At 57.2% G+C, this 16,330-nt stretch carries 19 protein-coding genes and 1 pseudogene; 11 read left to right on the top strand and 9 right to left on the bottom strand.

Going from position 1 to position 16,330, the window contains the following annotated elements:
- From AC1DHT_RS06815 to AC1DHT_RS06790, 6 genes and pseudogenes are all read left to right on the top strand, one after another.
- On the top strand, positions 1-921 hold a 921-nt coding region (locus tag AC1DHT_RS06815; RefSeq protein WP_477761312.1), incomplete at its 5' end, for an RHS repeat-associated core domain-containing protein.
- Positions 922-933: 12 nt separating this feature from the next.
- Complete coding sequence (locus AC1DHT_RS06810) at positions 934-1,257, top strand: 3-hydroxydecyl-ACP dehydratase (protein WP_427547425.1); 324 nt, start codon at positions 934-936, stop codon at positions 1,255-1,257.
- A gap of 32 nt (positions 1,258-1,289) precedes the next feature.
- The gene (locus AC1DHT_RS06805; RefSeq protein ID WP_427547423.1) at positions 1,290-2,300 is read left to right on the top strand and encodes a hypothetical protein; all 1,011 of its coding nucleotides are present in this window, start codon (positions 1,290-1,292) and stop codon (positions 2,298-2,300) included.
- Positions 2,301-2,463: 163 nt separating this feature from the next.
- Positions 2,464-3,399 (top strand): annotated as a pseudogene (locus AC1DHT_RS06800) (RHS repeat-associated core domain-containing protein); the annotation flags it as partial.
- A 100-nt stretch (positions 3,400-3,499) separates the two neighbouring features.
- A complete protein-coding gene (locus AC1DHT_RS06795; protein WP_427546676.1) occupies positions 3,500-3,721 on the top strand; it encodes a hypothetical protein in 222 nt (73 codons plus the stop codon).
- Positions 3,715-4,173 carry a hypothetical protein gene (locus AC1DHT_RS06790; RefSeq protein WP_427546679.1) on the top strand — a complete coding sequence of 153 codons (459 nt, stop codon included), beginning with the start codon at positions 3,715-3,717 and terminating at the stop codon, positions 4,171-4,173. Before AC1DHT_RS06795 ends, AC1DHT_RS06790 begins: the two co-directional genes overlap by 7 nt.
- 135 nt (positions 4,174-4,308) lie before the next feature.
- Here the strand turns inward: AC1DHT_RS06790 and AC1DHT_RS06785 are convergent, their stop codons facing one another.
- The 3 genes from AC1DHT_RS06785 to AC1DHT_RS06775 form a co-directional block, all read right to left on the bottom strand.
- A complete protein-coding gene (locus AC1DHT_RS06785; protein ID WP_003195589.1) occupies positions 4,309-4,584 on the bottom strand; it encodes an HU family DNA-binding protein in 276 nt (91 codons plus the stop codon).
- A 188-nt stretch (positions 4,585-4,772) separates the two neighbouring features.
- Complete coding sequence (locus tag AC1DHT_RS06780) at positions 4,773-5,921, bottom strand: NAD(P)/FAD-dependent oxidoreductase (protein ID WP_054594750.1); 1,149 nt, start codon at positions 5,919-5,921, stop codon at positions 4,773-4,775.
- Positions 5,922-5,955: 34 nt separating this feature from the next.
- Positions 5,956-6,126, bottom strand: coding sequence for a rubredoxin (locus AC1DHT_RS06775; RefSeq protein WP_054594751.1), 171 nt, complete (start codon positions 6,124-6,126; stop codon positions 5,956-5,958).
- Between the two features lie 201 nt (positions 6,127-6,327).
- Between AC1DHT_RS06775 and AC1DHT_RS06770 the strand changes: the two genes are divergently transcribed.
- Together AC1DHT_RS06770 and ubiA are read left to right on the top strand one after the other, a co-directional pair.
- Positions 6,328-6,891, top strand: a complete 564-nt coding sequence (locus AC1DHT_RS06770) for a chorismate--pyruvate lyase family protein (protein WP_427546682.1) — start codon at positions 6,328-6,330, stop codon at positions 6,889-6,891.
- Positions 6,891-7,781 carry a 4-hydroxybenzoate octaprenyltransferase gene (ubiA, locus tag AC1DHT_RS06765; protein ID WP_427546685.1) on the top strand — a complete coding sequence of 297 codons (891 nt, stop codon included), beginning with the start codon at positions 6,891-6,893 and terminating at the stop codon, positions 7,779-7,781. Before AC1DHT_RS06770 ends, ubiA begins: the two co-directional genes overlap by 1 nt.
- Before the next feature lie 77 nt (positions 7,782-7,858).
- Here the strand turns inward: ubiA and AC1DHT_RS06760 are convergent, their stop codons facing one another.
- A complete protein-coding gene (locus AC1DHT_RS06760; protein ID WP_427546688.1) occupies positions 7,859-8,242 on the bottom strand; it encodes a COG4315 family predicted lipoprotein in 384 nt (127 codons plus the stop codon).
- Positions 8,243-8,393: 151 nt separating this feature from the next.
- Between AC1DHT_RS06760 and phoB the strand changes: the two genes are divergently transcribed.
- The 3 genes from phoB to AC1DHT_RS06745 all read left to right on the top strand — a co-directional run bounded on the left by phoB (position 8,394) and on the right by AC1DHT_RS06745 (position 11,916).
- On the top strand, positions 8,394-9,083 hold the full coding sequence (gene phoB / locus AC1DHT_RS06755) for a phosphate regulon transcriptional regulator PhoB (RefSeq protein WP_003177195.1): 690 nt from the start codon (positions 8,394-8,396) through the stop codon (positions 9,081-9,083).
- Between the two features lie 81 nt (positions 9,084-9,164).
- Positions 9,165-10,451 (top strand): phosphate regulon sensor histidine kinase PhoR, encoded by a 1,287-nt coding sequence (gene phoR, locus AC1DHT_RS06750; RefSeq protein ID WP_427534008.1) that lies wholly within the window; start codon positions 9,165-9,167, stop codon positions 10,449-10,451.
- 124 nt (positions 10,452-10,575) lie between these two features.
- Positions 10,576-11,916: a hemolysin family protein gene (locus AC1DHT_RS06745; RefSeq protein ID WP_427546691.1), complete on the top strand. Its 1,341-nt coding sequence runs from the start codon at positions 10,576-10,578 to the stop codon at positions 11,914-11,916.
- A gap of 173 nt (positions 11,917-12,089) precedes the next feature.
- Here AC1DHT_RS06745 and AC1DHT_RS06740 read toward each other — a convergent pair whose 3' ends face one another.
- From AC1DHT_RS06740 to phoU, 5 genes are all read right to left on the bottom strand, one after another.
- Entirely contained in the window at positions 12,090-12,986 is an 897-nt protein-coding gene (locus tag AC1DHT_RS06740) for a M23 family metallopeptidase (RefSeq protein ID WP_427546694.1), read from the bottom strand.
- Positions 12,987-13,106: 120 nt separating this feature from the next.
- The gene (locus AC1DHT_RS06735) at positions 13,107-13,424 is read right to left on the bottom strand and encodes a helix-turn-helix domain-containing protein (protein ID WP_427546696.1); all 318 of its coding nucleotides are present in this window, start codon (positions 13,422-13,424) and stop codon (positions 13,107-13,109) included.
- Between the two features lie 176 nt (positions 13,425-13,600).
- Entirely contained in the window at positions 13,601-13,990 is a 390-nt protein-coding gene (locus AC1DHT_RS06730) for a DUF6124 family protein (protein WP_103314791.1), read from the bottom strand.
- Positions 13,991-14,437: 447 nt separating this feature from the next.
- Entirely contained in the window at positions 14,438-15,385 is a 948-nt protein-coding gene (locus AC1DHT_RS06725; protein ID WP_427546699.1) for a response regulator, read from the bottom strand.
- A gap of 180 nt (positions 15,386-15,565) precedes the next feature.
- On the bottom strand, positions 15,566-16,327 hold the full coding sequence (gene phoU, locus AC1DHT_RS06720; RefSeq protein ID WP_054594760.1) for a phosphate signaling complex protein PhoU: 762 nt from the start codon (positions 16,325-16,327) through the stop codon (positions 15,566-15,568).
- Positions 16,328-16,330: the final 3 nt, after the last annotated feature.

The following is a 16,330-nucleotide window of genomic DNA, read 5'->3' as shown; positions in this document are numbered from 1 at the left end:
GAAAAAACCGAGCACGACACCCACGGCTACCCACTCGGCGAAACCCGCTTCACCTGGGACGGCCTGCGCCTGTTGCAGGAACATCGCCATCAGCAGACCAGCCTCTACCTCTACGAAGACGAAGGTTACGACCCCCTGGCCCGCGTCGACGGCACCGGCCCGCTGCAAAAAATCCGTTACTACCACAACGACCTCAACGGCCTGCCGGAACAGCTCACCGAAGCGGACGGCCACAACGTCTGGCAGGCGACTTATCGGGTGTGGGGCAACACGTTAGAAGAGGTGCGCGAGCCGTACTACATCGAAGAGCAGAACCTGAGGTTTCAGGGGCAGTACCTGGACCGGGAGACGGGGCTGCATTTCAATACGTTCCGGTTCTATGATCCGGATGTGGGGAGGTTTACGACGCCGGATCCGATTGGGTTGGCGGGGGGATTTAATCTCTATGTTTACGCACCTAACCCCTTTACTTGGATAGACCCGTTGGGGCTAGCCTGTGGTCCAGCCACCAGGCAGAACTCAAAAGGGAGATGGATCGATGCCAAGGGCAAATTTGCGAATAAACCTAATGTCTCCAAACTTCCGTCGCTGAAAGGGAAATCCGTGCAACAGGTGGAGAAAATCCTCCGGCAAAACGGCTATACCAGAACGAATCCAGCAAATACCAGGAACCAGCGTTGGGTACACTCTGATGGTTCAGAAGTCCAGATTCATGCTTATGGGAATACGAACCCCACACCGTTCAAAGGATCGAACAATGCTCACAGTCACAAATCATTAGGTAGACATGGAAACCCAGGCACCACTGAATTAGCTAATGACGGAAAAACAGCCGTCAGCACTCATTCCTCGGAAGCGCACATCGGAATGAAAAACCCGCCAGATTACCCAACGGTTTCGGGCAGACCTCACGGAAGTTAGAAGGTAACCATAATGTCGGCAGAGTTTATATTGTCTTTTAAGAATACAATCTGGTACACGACCAATCTCAAAGAGATAGTGCGAAAAATCACCGGCCTTAGAACTTTTTCCAAGAGCTTGCAGGAAAAAGAATTCCGATTGATGGGCACCGAGCCCAGAAGTCCGGGAGATTGGAACTACGACGTCCGTCTCTTCCTAGAAAAAGAACGTATTTTTTTGGAGATTAGCGCTCACCCTTCCAGCATCGAAAATGACCTGTCTGCTTTTTTCGATTGGATCAGGTCTCATACCGAAATTGCAATTGATGATGAGGATGGAGCGCCCTCAAACTGGTAGTAGATCTGGAGGAATAACAGGCAAAAACCAACATGAATATATTCGAACTCCTTTCATACAAGCTTGAGAATTTCCTGAACATCCGTCCATATCCGAAAGAACTGGGCGCTGTTTTTTACCAAGAAGACGAGCCTTCACTGCTGTCTGTCGCCGCTAGAAAACACAACGGTTCGACCTTCTACATCAGCCGCTGGCACGATTTGTTTTCCATAAGCGCCTTCGAAAAATCCATGTCAAAAAACGGTTTCACGGAGCCGGACTGCTATGCCCTTCTCTTGGTCCTGTCCCGCTTTGGCTATCTGCTTGAAATCGACAACCGTCAACGAACCAATAAAGACTATTTTATTTTCTTTTTTCTGACTCAGTTAATCAGTTTGAAGAACAGTTCTCTCGACGCGGATGCCCAACTCAGGAACTATATGCTCAGGTTCCTGCTTTTCGAATTGAGTATTGACGACGAAGCGTATCGTCGGTTCAGCATCAAGGATAATCATCTGGTAATGGCTACCGACACCCGGGGGCCCGTAGCTTTTTTGGATGTCATCGACCTGGTTTACAAAGCGATCAAATTTGATAGCAGAAAAGAACATGTACTGCTGAGCACGTTAAAAAATTATCAAACAAGCCTCGCCACATTACTGACCGAACCCGACGACACAAATTACCGTTTCAGGCTAAATGATCGTCATAGCGAATTCATGTATCCCGATGTATTTTTGCAGGCATACGCTAAAAACAAGAGACAGATATTTCATATTTTGATCGATACGATCAACCCCCTTCAATCAACGGAAAACCTGTTTGTCTCCAATATTATTTTAATGAACTATTCCTTTTATATTCTGAAAAACAGACCTCACGAAATTCTAAAGCTGAAAAAATACATCAATGATGAGGTGCTGTTCAGAAAACTTCTGGAAGCAATAATTACTCGTCGAATGGCAATAAATAAATCGTCATTCGAAAAAACATCCATAGCCCAGGACCTTTCTTTGATAAAAGACAATTCGACCTCGTTCTACAATATTTTGTACAGCCTATAGATGCTCTCACAAACGAGAGAACCGCGCTGATGCGCATGCCGTAACTGACAAAGAGCAAGGTGCAATGGAAGGCATACAATTGCGCAACAAGCGCAACGATTGCGCGGCGGCCAGACGCTTGCGTCGGATAAATAACCCGCATGTCTGACGCGCTTTGGGCCGCCCGGCTGGGCGCTGGCTCAATCGCCTGTACTACGGCAGCGGCCACCTGCACCAGATCAACCTCGACGGCCAGGTCATCAGCGACTTCGAACGCGACCGCCTGCACCGCGAAGTGCTGCACTACGACGCCACCGGCCGCATCATCGCCAGCCAGGACAGCCCGCACGGCCAGCGCGAAACCTTCGCCTACGACGCCGCCGCCAACCTGCTGGACGCCCCGCAACCCGGTGCCGGGCTGGTGGTGCACAACAAACTGCTGACCTATCAGGACAAGCGTTACCGCTACGACGCCTTTGGCCGGCTGATCGAAAAGCGCAGCGCTAAACGGGGCCTGCAACGCTTCGCCTACGACGCCGAAAGCCGGTTGATTGAAGTGCGCAACGAAAACGGCAGCGTGGTCAGGATGACCTACGACCCGCTGGGCCGACGCATCGAAAAAACCGAGCACGACACCCACGGCTACCCACTCGGCGAAACCCGCTTCACCTGGGATGGCCTGCGCCTGTTGCAGGAACATCGCCATCAGCAGACCAGCCTTTACCTCTACGAAGACGAAGGCTACCAACCCCTGGCCCGCGTCGACGGCACCGGCCCGCTGCAAAAAATCCGCTACTACCACAACGACCTCAACGGCCTGCCGGAACAGCTCACCGAAGCAGACGGCCACAACGTCTGGCAGGCGACTTATCGGGTGTGGGGCAACACGCTGGAGGAGGTGCGCGAGCCGTACTACATTGAAGAGCAAAACCTGCGGTTTCAGGGGCAGTACCTGGACCGGGAGACGGGGCTGCATTACAACACCTTTCGTTTTTACGACCCTGATATTGGACGTTTCACCACGCCTGACCCCATTGGGCTGACCGGCGGCTTGAATCTGTATACATATTCTCCGAACCCCTTTGGCTGGATAGATCCATGGGGCTGGTCGTGCTGGAGTACAGCACGGAAAAAAATTCTGGAAGGAAGAAGCAACAACCAATCCGTCGCGCTACTCAAAAAATAACCTGGCACGTATGAAGGGCGGTTCGGCTCCTCAGATGAAAGTGGAAGTTATTAACCGCAAAACAGGCGCGGTTGAGGAGCGAGTTGTTTCAATGGAGCTACACCATCGTGACATACCGCAACGTACAGGCGGTATCGGCGTCCATGATTCGAAAAATCTTGATGCGCTAACACCGTGGGAACATGAAGCAGCAGATCCCTTCAGGCATACCGGATATGATCTATCCAAAATAATCACGGGAATCGACAAATGGTAAACCTTGAAGACGTTAAGTCATTCGTAGAGAGCAACCGCTATCAAACAACACTGCTTGATATTAAAGAACACTTGAATCTCGACATTAACGAAGGTCAACCTTCGGACAATATTTTCCAATACGACGCCAATAAAATTAATGTTGCCAATGTAGAAATTGAAGCGCTAGAGCGCGTTATTGACCAAGGAAAAGTAAGCCTTGCAGCCTTTATGGAGGCAAAACTATCGAAGCTCAAACAAACCGCGCACGAGCAGGAAGGAAATCAGGGTGAGGACAAGATAATCAAGGTCCTGCCCTTCTATAAAAATTTCCTGATTATCTATTTACTTGAATTGTACTTCCTAGAATATAATCCGAGCGGCCTGGATGCTTACTTGAAAGGCATACGCATTCCTAACAGTAAAAAATATAAAGATCAGCTTATTGCGATCTACACTGCTTTGGATAATTAAAACAAGCCGATTAAATAATGTTGTTCAGTGCCTCGTGAGTCATGCCCGACGCCAAGGCTAACAAAAATGGGCACCCGACCCAGTCGGCGTGCCCATTTTTTTACCGCCCCGCCTCCCTTCGAGACGGTACCGCTCTTACGGGTTGACGCTGTCTTTGAGCGACTTGCCCGGCTTGAACGCAACGGTGTTGCTGGCCTTGATTTTCACTGGCTCACCGGTTTGCGGGTTCTTGCCGGTGCGCGCGCCACGGTGGCGTTGCAGGAAAGTACCGAAGCCCACCAGGGTGACGCTGTCTTTACGGTGCAGAGCGCCGGTGATTTCTTCGAGGACGGCGTTGAGTACGCGGTTAGCCTGTTCTTTGGTGAGGTCAGCCTTTTCAGCGATTGCTGCGGCGAGATCTGGTTTACGCATGAGTGAAGCCTCTTTGACGGTTTTTTGTTGTTATGTCCGTGCTGTTCTTCCGGAACAGCGCCCAAGGCGCCGCAGGCTCTACTCTGCGGCAGACGGAGTGAGGATGGCATGCGGTTACGAGCGGCGCCAGTCTCGGGGCGACCTTTGTAGTAGCAAAAGCGGGGTGATTCCGACAGAACGACCGGTATTTACGCCAAAAGCGCCGGAAGCTCCTTGTTTAGAGCTAGTTTCTCCATCACTGCCGCCCCGGTGAGCGCGTAACCCAGCAGTTTTCCGCTGGCATCACGGCACAGCGCCTTGATGTCGGCGCCCTGCCCTTCGACGGTCCAGGCACCTTCAAAACCCCGTGGTGGCGGGGAAACCACCAATGGGCAGACCGGTGTTTTCACGGTAATCGGCATCGCACCGTAGCTGACCGCTGTCGGGTTGCCGGCCAGGGTTTGCGCCAGCGCACGCGCACAACTCATCAGGGGCATCACGTACAGCAAATTCAGCCCATCGACCTCGGCGCAGTCGCCCAAGGCATAAATATTGGCGTGAGAGGTCTTCAGATGACGGTCAACTACCACACCGCGGTTGATCTGCAAGCCGGCAGCGGCCGCCAGATCGATGCGCGGGCGCAGGCCAATGGCGGAAACCACGACGTCGCAGGGGATCACCTGGCCATCGGACAAATGCCCTTCGAGCCCGTCATCGGTGCGCTGCAAGCTATTGAGTACCGGGCCCAGGTGGAACTGCGCGCCCAGGCTTTCCAGCCCGGCCTGCACGGCTGCGGCCGCCGCCGGGTGAAGCAGCGTCGGCATGACTTGTTCGCACGGCGCGACCAGTTGCACCTCGTATCCACCGAGGATCAGGTCGTTGGCGAACTCACAGCCGATCAGGCCAGCGCCGAGCAACAATACCCGACGCTTGCCGGCAGCCGCTGCCCGAAAGCGCGCGTAGTCTTCGAGGTCGTTGATCGGGAAGATCGCCTCGGGTGCATCGCCCTGCACCGGCACGCGCACGGTTTCCGCGCCCCAGGCGAGGATCAGGTCGCGATAGGCCACGGCTTCCTCGCCGATCCACAGGCGTTTGTGGCCCGGGTCGATGCCGCTGATGCGTGTATGGGTCCGCACTTCAGCTTTCAGCTGTTCGGCCATGGCGCCGGGCTCGGCCATGCTCAGGCCATCGGCGTCCTTGTTCTTGCCGAAACCGGTAGAGAGCATCGGTTTGGAGTAAGAGCGTCCGTCATCTGCGGTAATCAGCAGCAGCGGTGTTTCGCCATCGAGTTTGCGAAACTCCCGGGCCAGGTTGTAGCCAGCCAGCCCAGTGCCGACGATCACGACAGGTGCGTTCATTCCTTACTCCTCTTCAATTCATCAAAATCTGTGATCAGGCAGCGATTTCGATCATTTCGAAATCCATTTTGCCGACGCCACAGTCTGGACACAGCCAGTCTTCCGGTACGTCCTGCCACGGGGTTCCGGCCGCGATGCCGTCATCCGGCCAGCCGTCGGCTTCGTTGTAGATCAGCCCACAGACCACGCATTGCCACTTTTTCATTACTTGTTTCCTCAGGTTCTCAGGCTTTTACCGGCGCGAACGATCACCTGATAAGGGTTTGCCGTCCGGCTCAAGGCGTTTTGTACTGATCGGGCTCAATAGATGCAAGCCTGTTCGGCGCCATTACCCCGCCCGATCAATCAATATCACCGACCGACATGGTAAGCTCGCCGCCTCATTTGCTGCCAATACTGACTCACTGTGCCGCACTCAACCCCCCTCGCCCCTGCTCTGTTCTGGCTGCCACAAAGCCAGCTGACCCCGCTACCCGACGCGCAAACCCTCGACTGGCTGTTCGATGAGGGCTCGCTCACCCGCCGCCTGACCCGTTTGTCGGATGACGGCTTCAGCGTGACGCCGTTGCTCGAAGGCTGGCAGCCTTTGCGCACTGACGAATGCGCCGCACTGGAATTGCCCGAAGGCAGTGAAGGCTGGGTTCGCGAGGTGTATTTGCGCGGTCATGGCGAAGCCTGGGTGTTTGCCCGCAGTGTAGCGGCACGCAGTTCGTTGCAGGACGGCGGGTTGAATATGGATGAGTTGGGCAGCCGCTCCCTGGGCGAGCTGTTGTTTTGCGATCAGGCGTTCCAGCGCCGCGCCATCGAGGTTTGTCACTATCCTGTCGAATGGTTGCCAAGTGAGTCTCAAGCACCGGAACTGTGGGGCCGGCGCTCGCGTTTCGACCGGGGGGACCTGAGCGTGCTGGTTGCGGAAATATTCCTGCCAGCCCTGTGGCGCGCTGCCGGCGCGAATACGGAGAACTGCTGATGTACCAAAGCCTGCTCAAGTCATTGAATCGCGTGAATCCGCGCGCCTGGGACTTCATCCAGTTGACTCGCATGGACAAGCCCATCGGCATTTACCTGCTGCTGTGGCCAACGTTGTGGGCGCTGTGGATTGCCGGTAAAGGTTCGCCGTCATTGGCCAATATCGTGATTTTCGTCCTTGGCGTGGTGCTGACCCGCGCGGGCGGCTGCGTGATCAATGACTGGGCAGATCGCAAGGTCGATGGTCACGTGAAACGTACCGAACAACGGCCCTTGGTCAGCGGCAAGATCAGCTCCAAAGAAGCGCTGGTGTTCTTCGCATTGCTGATGGGCGTGAGCTTCCTGCTGGTGCTCTGTACCAACGCAGCCACGGTCTGGCTGTCGTTTGGCGGTCTGGCGCTGGCCGCCACTTACCCGTTCATGAAACGCTACACCTATTACCCGCAAGTGGTACTGGGCGCGGCGTTCTCGTGGGGCATGCCGATGGCGTTCACCGCCGAAACCGGTGAACTGCCGGCCATCGCCTGGTTGCTGTGGATTGCCAACCTGCTGTGGACGGTGGGCTACGACACCTATTACGCGATGACCGACCGCGACGACGATTTGAGGATTGGTGTGAAATCCACGGCGATTCTGTTTGGCGATGCCGATCGGGTGATCATTCTCGCCCTGCAAGGCCTGGCCTTGGGGTGCCTGCTGCTGGCCGGATCGAAATTCGAGCTGGGCGGCTGGTTCCACCTCGGGCTGCTGGCTGCGGCCGGGTGCTTTGCCTGGGAATTCTGGTACACCCGCGACAGGGACCGACTGAAGTGTTTCCGGGCCTTCCTGCATAACCATTGGGCCGGGTTGGCGATTTTCGTCGGGATCGTGCTGGATTACGCGTTGCGTTGACTGTTTGAAAAGATCGCAGCCTCCGAGCTGCCGAAGGCCGCGATCTTTTAATGCGAACGGCTAGCTATTCGCCAAGGTTACATAGGCTTGGCGACGTGCCACGCACCATCCATCAGCCCTTCACCGGTCATGTCACCGGCCTTCTTGTCCTTCACAAAGGTGTACAGCGGCTTGCCGTAGTAAGCCCATTGCATCTTGCCGTCGGCGCGTTTGATCACTGTCCAGTCGCCCTTGGACTTGTCCATGGCGGTAGCCGCCAGCGGTGGCCAGTTGGCAGCGCACGCGTCATTGCACATGGACTTGCCAGCAGCATCCTTGGCAAAGGTATACAAGGTCATGCCCTTGCTATCGACCAGCATGCCACCCTTCTCCGTCGCTGGATCAGCGGCGAAGGCCATTGCCGGTAATGCCAGGGCAGCGGCCAACATCAGGGCTTTGAACGATTGAGCGTAGTGAGTCATAGAAACCTTCCTTTGTGGTTGTCAGGATCTGGATTTAAAGCGTAGTTCAGGATTGCGCTGCTTGCCGCACGACTAAAATACTGTCACACGACTGCAATAATTCCGTTATCTAATGCGGCGCAAGACAGTTAAATGACAAGAGGATTAAGGCATGGTTGGCAGGAGCATTCTGATCGTCGACGACGAAGCGCCCATTCGCGAAATGATCGCCGTTGCGTTGGAAATGGCCGGCTATGACTGCATGGAGGCCGAAAACTCCCAGCAGGCCCACGCCATTATCGTCGACCGTAAACCGGACCTGATCCTGCTCGACTGGATGCTGCCCGGCACGTCAGGCATCGAGTTGGCCCGACGTCTCAAGCGCGATGAACTGACCGGGGACATCCCGATCATCATGCTCACCGCCAAGGGCGAAGAAGACAACAAGATCCAGGGCCTGGAAGTCGGCGCCGATGACTACATCACCAAACCGTTTTCCCCACGCGAGCTGGTTGCGCGCCTGAAGGCCGTACTGCGTCGTGCCGGTCCTACCGACGGCGAAGCGCCGATCGAAGTCGGCGGCCTGCTGCTGGACCCGATCAGCCACCGCGTGACCATCGACGGTAAACCCGCCGAGATGGGCCCGACCGAATACCGCTTGCTGCAATTTTTCATGACCCATCAGGAACGCGCCTACACTCGCGGGCAATTGCTCGATCAGGTCTGGGGCGGCAACGTGTATGTCGAAGAGCGCACTGTCGACGTGCACATCCGCCGTTTGCGCAAAGCACTCGGCGATGCCTACGAGAATCTGGTACAAACCGTGCGTGGCACCGGCTACCGGTTTTCTACCAAGGCCTGAGCCGGCCCTTACCTGCTCGACACGCTGACAAGGACGCAAGTTTAAGTGAACCAAAACTGGCATGGCACTCTGATCCGCCACATGCTGTTACTGGTCACCGGCTGTCTGGTGATCGGCCTGATTACTGGCTACTACGGCTGGAGCCTGGCCGCAGGCCTGGGCATTTACCTGGCCTGGACCCTCAAGCAATTGCTGCGCCTGCACGAGTGGCTGCGCCTGCAAAAGCCCGACGAACCACCACCCGATGGTTATGGCCTGTGGGGCGAAGTGTTCGACAGCATCTACCACCTGCAACGGCGCGATCAGCGCGTGCGCGGACGCCTGCAAGCGGTAATCGACCGGGTTCAGGAGTCCACTGCAGCGTTGAAAGACGCGGTGATCATGCTCGACAGCGACGGCAACCTGGAATGGTGGAACCGCGCCGCCGAAACCCTGCTGGGCCTCAAGACCCCGCAAGACAGCGGTCAGCCGGTGACCAATCTGGTGCGTCATCCGCGCTTCAAGGAATACTTTGAGCAGGACAACTACGCCGAGCCGCTGGAAATCCCTTCGCCGACCAACGATCGGATGCGGATCCAGCTGTACATCACCCGTTACGGCAACAACGAACACCTGATGCTGGTGCGCGACGTCACCCGCATTCATCAGCTTGAACAAATGCGTAAAGACTTCATCGCCAACGTCTCCCACGAACTGCGCACGCCGTTGACGGTCATCTGCGGCTATCTGGAAACCCTGCTCGATAACGTCGAAGAGGTGAATCCGCGCTGGAGCCGCGCGTTGCAGCAAATGCAGCAACAGGGCGGACGCATGCAGACACTGCTCAACGACTTGCTGCTGTTGGCCAAGCTCGAAGCCACCGATTACCCGTCGGACAACCAGCCGGTGCCGATCGACAACCTGCTGCAATCGATCAAGAGTGACGCCCAGGCGCTGTCCGGGCAGCGCAACCAGCACATCACCCTTGAAGCCGATCCATCGATCATGCTCAAGGGCAGTGAAGCCGAGTTGCGCAGCGCGTTCTCGAACCTGGTGTTCAACGCCGTCAAATACACTCCGGACGGCGGCAACATCCGCATCCGCTGGTGGGGTGACGAACAAGGTGCGCACCTCAGCGTGCAGGACTCGGGAATCGGCATCGACAACAAACACCTGCCGCGCCTGACCGAGCGCTTCTACCGCGTCGACTCCAGCCGCAACTCCAATACCGGCGGCACCGGGCTGGGCCTGGCCATCGTCAAACACGTTTTGTTACGTCATCGTGCGCGAATGGAGATCAGCAGCGTGCTCGGCCATGGCAGCACGTTCACCTGCCATTTCGCGCCCGCACAGGTCACAAAATCGCGGGTCAACTCGTTGACCGACTAGCGCGAACGTTGACTGAACACTAGGCAATCGCCCTGTCAGCCGCTACATTGGCTGACTTGGGCCTGCCTTTCAGGCTCGGCAATCCCCTTTCTTTTCGAATATACGGAACCCGCAAAACTCCATCATGGACCCTTCCCCTGGCGTGACCCTCGCTTCACTCTTCGCCGATTTCGGCATGATTCTTTTTGCAATGATCCTGGTTTTGCTCAACGGCTTTTTCGTTGCGGCGGAATTTGCCATGGTCAAACTGCGCTCGACCCGGGTCGAGGCCATCGCGGATAAACACGGCTGGCGCGGGCATATCCTGCGCACCGTACACAGCAAGCTCGACGCTTACCTGTCCGCTTGCCAATTGGGTATCACCCTCGCATCCCTGGGCCTTGGCTGGGTCGGTGAACCGGCGTTCGCGCACATTCTAGAACCGTTGCTGGACGCGGTCGGCGTCAACTCGCCGGAAGTGGTCAAGGGTGTGTCGTTCTTCACCGCCTTCTTTATCATTTCCTACCTGCACATCGTGGTCGGCGAACTGGCCCCCAAATCCTGGGCCATCCGCAAACCCGAGCTGCTGTCGCTGTGGACGGCGGTGCCGCTGTACCTGTTTTACTGGGCGATGTACCCGGCCATTTACCTGCTTAACGCCAGCGCCAACACGATCCTGCGGTTTGCTGGCCAAGGTGAACCCGGCCCTCATCACGAGCACCATTACAGCCGTGAAGAACTGAAACTGATCCTGCACTCCAGCCGCGGCCAGGACCCGAGCGACCAAGGCATGCGCGTACTCGCCTCGGCCGTGGAAATGGGCGAGCTGGAAGTCGTCGATTGGGCCAACTCCCGGGAAGACCTGGTGACGCTGGAGTTCAACGCGCCGCTCAAGGAAATTCTCGCGCTGTTCCGTCGTCACAAATTCAGCCGCTACCCGGTGTACGACAGCGAACGCCAGGAGTTCGTCGGCCTGTTGCACATCAAGGACTTGCTGCTGGAACTGGCGGCGCTGGACCACATTCCCGAATCGTTCAACCTGGCCGAGCTGACCCGCCCGCTGGAACGCGTATCGCGGCACATGCCGTTGTCGCAGTTGCTGGAGCAGTTCCGCAAGGGCGGTTCACACTTCGCCCTGGTTGAAGAAGCCGACGGCAACGTCATCGGCTACCTGACCATGGAAGACGTGCTGGAAGTGCTGGTCGGCGACATCCAGGACGAACACCGCAAGGCCGAACGCGGGATCCTCGCCTACCAGCCGGGCAAATTGCTGGTGCGCGGTGACACACCTCTGTTCAAGGTCGAACGCCTGCTGGGCATCGATCTGGACCACGTCGAAGCGGAAACCCTCGCCGGGCTGGTCTACGAAACCCTGAAACGGGTGCCGGAAGAGGAAGAAGTGCTGGAAGTCGAAGGTTTGCGGATCATCATCAAAAAGATGAAAGGCCCGAAGATCATTTTGGCCAAGGTGCTGATGCTCGATTGAACCCTGCGCGAGCCCGCTGTTGTGGCGAGGGAGCTTGCTCCCGCTGGGTCGCGTAGCGGCCCCGAACCCTGCAATAGCACTCGTCCTGACACACCGAGCTGATCTGTTTGGGGACGGCTTCGCCGTCCAGCGGGAGCAAGCTCCCTCGCCACGGTTGATCGCAGTGACCTGGATTATTGTTTGCCGAGCGCAAAGTTCGGCAAGCTGCCCACCGGTTGGTTGAACTGGTACGGAATCGACACCAGCCCCAAACCGCTATTGCGCTGCACCACGAAGTGCAGGTGCGGCCCGCTGCTGTTACCGGTATTGCCCGATAACCCCAACGCACTGCCGACCGCCACCCGCTGCCCCTCCCGCACACACACCGAACCGCGCTTGAGGTGCAGGTACACGCCCATGGTCCCGTCATCGTGCAACACCCGCACGAAATTGCCCGACGGGTCGGTGCCGCGTCCGCTCTGGTTGTTTTCGGTTTTCACCACCACCCCGCCACGCGCTGCGATGATCGGTGTGCCTTCAGGCATGGCGATGTCCATGGCATAACGGTTCTTGACCCCAAAATGGCTATATCGGCCATTAGGGCCCTGAGTCAGGTGGAACGGGCCTCCACGCCACGGCAGCGGATACCGATAGGCCAGCGTGGTGTCTGTGGGGTTGCCCAGGGAATAGTTGAACGCCGGGGTATAGGCCAGCGGCTTGCCGGGCGTAATCGCCGTGAGCAGCGCCAGACGCACGGTGCTGCGCGCCGGCAACACCCGGCGGATCGGCTGTGCCGGCGCACCGCTGACATTCTTCAGCCCGGTGAAACTCAGCTCGACCTCTACCGGCGCATACAAATCGTTGCGCACAAACACACTGTGCGTGTCCCTCTGCTTCTTGATATCCAGAAGTACCTGGCGCTCAAGGTGCTCGTCCATGCGGTCGCGGAACACAAAGATCCGCGCGCCATGGGATGGGCGGTCACTGTACGAGACCACACCCGTCACGCTGGTGGATTTATAAATAGTGATGGCCACAGCCGAGGTGGAGGCCATGAACAGACCACAGAAAAACAGCAATCGCGCGAACATAGGCAAGGTTCTGTCGAGGAAGGCCTGAAAACAGCCTAGCAGCCAGAATCGACCTGCGTAGTCGGCAGATGTTTCAAATGATCGCTCCCAAACCTTTCGCAAAACGATCAACTGACTGCATCAGACTATCTGAAGTGGCCCGAACGGTTGTGGGTCGAAACAGATATCAACGCCCAATCGAGCGGCTGCGGACAAGTTCACCAAGGAATCCAGCGAAAATTTGTCGATCTTGCCGTTGAGCACATCATTGAGCCGGGGTTGAGTGATGCCCAGGCGTTTGGCCGCGTCCTTTTGCGGCAACTCCCAGGCACGAATGGTTTTGTACAGTTCCTGCATCAGCCTGGAACGCAGGCGCATGTTGGCCGCTTGTTGTGGAGTGTCTTCCAGCGCATCCCAGACACTGGTGAAACGCTCGGTTTGAATCTGACGTTCGGTCATGGTGTTCAACCTATTTCCTGCAATCTGGCACGTGCCAGTTCGATATCCCGCATTTCGGTTTTCGATCGTTCCCATGCTCTGCGTGGGAATGCAGCCAGTGATGCTCTGCGTCACCGTCGAACTGGACGCAGAGCGTCCGGAGAGGCGTTCCCACGCCGGAGCGCGGGAACGATCAGCTACATCTTGACCCGGTACTCCGTTGGGTTCGGTGGGTCGAGGTTGTCCATGGCGCGGTCGATCAGCAGTTGGGCGCCTTCGGCCATGCGGTAGATGGCGAGGGCGACGTTGCGGCGGGAGCCTTCGATTTCGAAGGCGAGGTCGCCGGCGATGGCTTTGATGGAGGCGATGTCTTCAGAGGCGTTGGCCAGGAGGCTGTCGGTGTCGACGTCTGGGGCGACGATGAAGAGTTGGCCTTTGCGAGCGTCGGCCAGGTGGATCTTGGGTGGGGGCGTGCCCAGATGGTGGTCGAGGGCGCGTTCGGCGGCTTCGTGGAGTTTTTTCGAATCGATGGATTCGTAGGGGGAAGTTGCTGGGTCTTCTGGTGGATTTGGTGTCGGCTTAAACATAGGTGAAACTCCGCAATATGGAGCTGACCCTGTTTCGCTTGCACTTCGAAAGAGGTGGCAGCTGTGCATAGGTGTGCAAGACCGGCGGAGTTACCCGGCAGACCCGAAGGTCTCCCATACACAGCAGCCATAACGATTCGCGAGCATAGAAAAACGCTCGATGAATTGCCATAACCCATTGTGTACCCCGCCGGACTTGCACGTCCGTGTCACCGTTTTTTGGTGACAAGGTGAGACTAGCCGCGAACCACTGGCCGGGATAGTTACCGAACACCGCTACAACTTGAAGGAAATGTCCTAGGAGTTGGGAACGCTCAATGAGCGCGTCAGGGAGAGATGCACTGAGTTCGATGACCCCATCGCGAGCAGGCTCGCTCCCACACTGGAATGCGGTTCCCTGTGGGAGCGAGCCTGCTCGCGATGGCGATCTAATCAGCGACGCTGTACTTACGCGCCCGGTACGAAATGCTTCTGCGCCGTGCCGCGGGCGATCAGGCGGGAGATGTAGTCGAGCTTTTGTGCGTCCTGGTCGACGAAGCGGAAGGTCAGTTGCAGCCAGTCGCTGTCGGGTTTCGGCTCGTGGGCGACGATGGCGTGCAGGTAGCCGTTCAGGCGGGCGACTTCGGCGTTGTCGCCCTGCTCCAGGTCGAGCACGGCGCTGTCGAGCACTTGCGGCAGGGTGTCGGTGCGCTTAACCACCAACAAGGCTTCCTTGATGCTCAACGCTTTGATGACGCATGGCTGAGTACCACTGGGCAAGCGCAGTTGACCTTGGCCACGACCACCGGCCGGGGCCGCGGACGCCGCTGGTGCCTTGACCGGCGGGCTGTTGAGCAGACCGCGAGAAGGCGCGGCAGCGGCAGCCGGTGTGGCGGCGGGCTTGGCGAACGGATTGACCGCAGCCGCTGCAGGGGCGACGACCGCAGCCTTGCCGCCCGTGAGCGCGCTGAGGGAGTCGTTGCCGAACGCCGAATTCATCTTGGTGGGTGCGCTGTTCATCAAGGTGTCGAGTTTGCCGACCTTGTTCAACGCCTGCTTGACCTTGGTCAACAGCTGCTCGTTGGTGAACGGTTTGCTGACATAGCCAGAAACGCCAGCCTGGATCGCCTGAACCACGTTTTCCTTGTCGCCACGGCTGGTAACCATGACAAACGGCATGCTCTTGAGATTGTCCTGCTCACGGCACCAGGTGAGCAGTTCGAGGCCAGACATTTCCGGCATTTCCCAGTCGCACAGGACCAGGTCGAATGCTTCCTTGGCCAGCATGGCCTGGGCCTTTTTGCCGTTGACGGCATCTTCGGTCCGGATACCCGGGAAGTAGTTGCGCAGGCACTTCTTTACCAGGTCGCGAATAAACGACGCATCGTCCACGACCAACACACTGATCTTGCTCATCCAACACCCCTATAGAAATCCCGGCAAGCATAACGCTGGCTGATGGCACTTTGCCAAAACTCTTCAGTCACGCCGGGACTTTTCGTTCGCGGGTGCTGCTTTTTCATTCGGCGTTTCAATTCGAAAGCCACACAAACAAAAACGCCCGACCACAAGGCCGGGCGCTTTACTTGGGCAATCTTACTTATCGTCAGCTTTGCCCGGAACATTAGCGCTTTCGGCACTTGTGCCTTCAACTTCTTCCTTCATGCGCTTGAGGCCCAGGTGACGGACATCGGTACCGCGCACCAGGTAAATCACCAGCTCGGAAATATTGCGGGCATGGTCGCCAATCCGCTCCAGCGAACGCAGCACCCAAATGATGCTCAAGACCCGCGTGATCGAACGCGGGTCTTCCATCATGTAGGTCGCCAGCTCGCGCAGCGCGGTCTTGTATTCACGGTCGATGACCTTGTCGTACTGGGCCACCGACAGCGCCAGCTCGGCGTCGAAGCGGGCGAAGGCATCCAGTGCGTCGCGAACCATGTTGCGCACCTGGTCGCCGATGTGCCGAACTTCGACGTAACCGCGCGGGGCTTCGCCTTCTTCGCACAGCTGGATGGCACGGCGGGCGATTTTGGTCGCTTCGTCGCCGATGCGTTCCAGGTCGATGACCGACTTGGAGATGCTGATGATCAACCGCAAGTCCGATGCAGCCGGCTGGCGACGGGCCAGAATGCGCAGGCATTCTTCGTCGATATTGCGTTCCATCTGGTTGATCTGGTCGTCGATCTCACGCACTTGCTGGGCCAGGCCCGAGTCCGCTTCGATCAATGCAGTGACCGCGTCATTGACCTGTTTCTCGACCAGCCCGCCCATGGCCAGGAGGTGGCTGCGCACTTCCTCAAGCTCAGCGTTGAACTGCTGGGAGATGTGGTGGGTAAGGCCTTCTTTGCTAATCATGTT

It is taken from the genome of Pseudomonas sp. 05N432, assembly GCF_056396945.1.
Note: the sequence above shows the minus strand (reverse complement) of the source record. Positions and strands in the feature narration are given on the sequence as shown.

Excerpts from the sequence above, each read along its gene's own strand:
- AC1DHT_RS06810 (WP_427547425.1), top strand. The coding sequence starts at position 934 with ATGTCGGCAGAGTTTATATTGTCTTTTAAGAATACAATCTGGTACACG.
- AC1DHT_RS06805 (WP_427547423.1), top strand. The coding sequence starts at position 1,290 with ATGAATATATTCGAACTCCTTTCATACAAGCTTGAGAATTTCCTGAAC.
- AC1DHT_RS06795 (WP_427546676.1), top strand. The coding sequence starts at position 3,500 with ATGAAAGTGGAAGTTATTAACCGCAAAACAGGCGCGGTTGAGGAGCGA.
- AC1DHT_RS06790 (WP_427546679.1), top strand. The coding sequence starts at position 3,715 with ATGGTAAACCTTGAAGACGTTAAGTCATTCGTAGAGAGCAACCGCTAT.
- AC1DHT_RS06785 (WP_003195589.1), bottom strand. The coding sequence starts at position 4,584 with ATGCGTAAACCAGATCTCGCCGCAGCAATCGCTGAAAAGGCTGACCTC.
- AC1DHT_RS06780 (WP_054594750.1), bottom strand. The coding sequence starts at position 5,921 with ATGAACGCACCTGTCGTGATCGTCGGCACTGGGCTGGCTGGCTACAAC.
- AC1DHT_RS06775 (WP_054594751.1), bottom strand. The coding sequence starts at position 6,126 with ATGAAAAAGTGGCAATGCGTGGTCTGTGGGCTGATCTACAACGAAGCC.
- ubiA (WP_427546685.1), top strand. The coding sequence starts at position 6,891 with ATGTACCAAAGCCTGCTCAAGTCATTGAATCGCGTGAATCCGCGCGCC.
- AC1DHT_RS06760 (WP_427546688.1), bottom strand. The coding sequence starts at position 8,242 with ATGACTCACTACGCTCAATCGTTCAAAGCCCTGATGTTGGCCGCTGCC.
- phoB (WP_003177195.1), top strand. The coding sequence starts at position 8,394 with ATGGTTGGCAGGAGCATTCTGATCGTCGACGACGAAGCGCCCATTCGC.
- phoR (WP_427534008.1), top strand. The coding sequence starts at position 9,165 with ATGCTGTTACTGGTCACCGGCTGTCTGGTGATCGGCCTGATTACTGGC.
- AC1DHT_RS06745 (WP_427546691.1), top strand. The coding sequence starts at position 10,576 with ATGGACCCTTCCCCTGGCGTGACCCTCGCTTCACTCTTCGCCGATTTC.
- AC1DHT_RS06740 (WP_427546694.1), bottom strand. The coding sequence starts at position 12,986 with ATGTTCGCGCGATTGCTGTTTTTCTGTGGTCTGTTCATGGCCTCCACC.
- AC1DHT_RS06735 (WP_427546696.1), bottom strand. The coding sequence starts at position 13,424 with ATGACCGAACGTCAGATTCAAACCGAGCGTTTCACCAGTGTCTGGGAT.
- AC1DHT_RS06730 (WP_103314791.1), bottom strand. The coding sequence starts at position 13,990 with ATGTTTAAGCCGACACCAAATCCACCAGAAGACCCAGCAACTTCCCCC.
- AC1DHT_RS06725 (WP_427546699.1), bottom strand. The coding sequence starts at position 15,385 with ATGAGCAAGATCAGTGTGTTGGTCGTGGACGATGCGTCGTTTATTCGC.
- phoU (WP_054594760.1), bottom strand. The coding sequence starts at position 16,327 with ATGATTAGCAAAGAAGGCCTTACCCACCACATCTCCCAGCAGTTCAAC.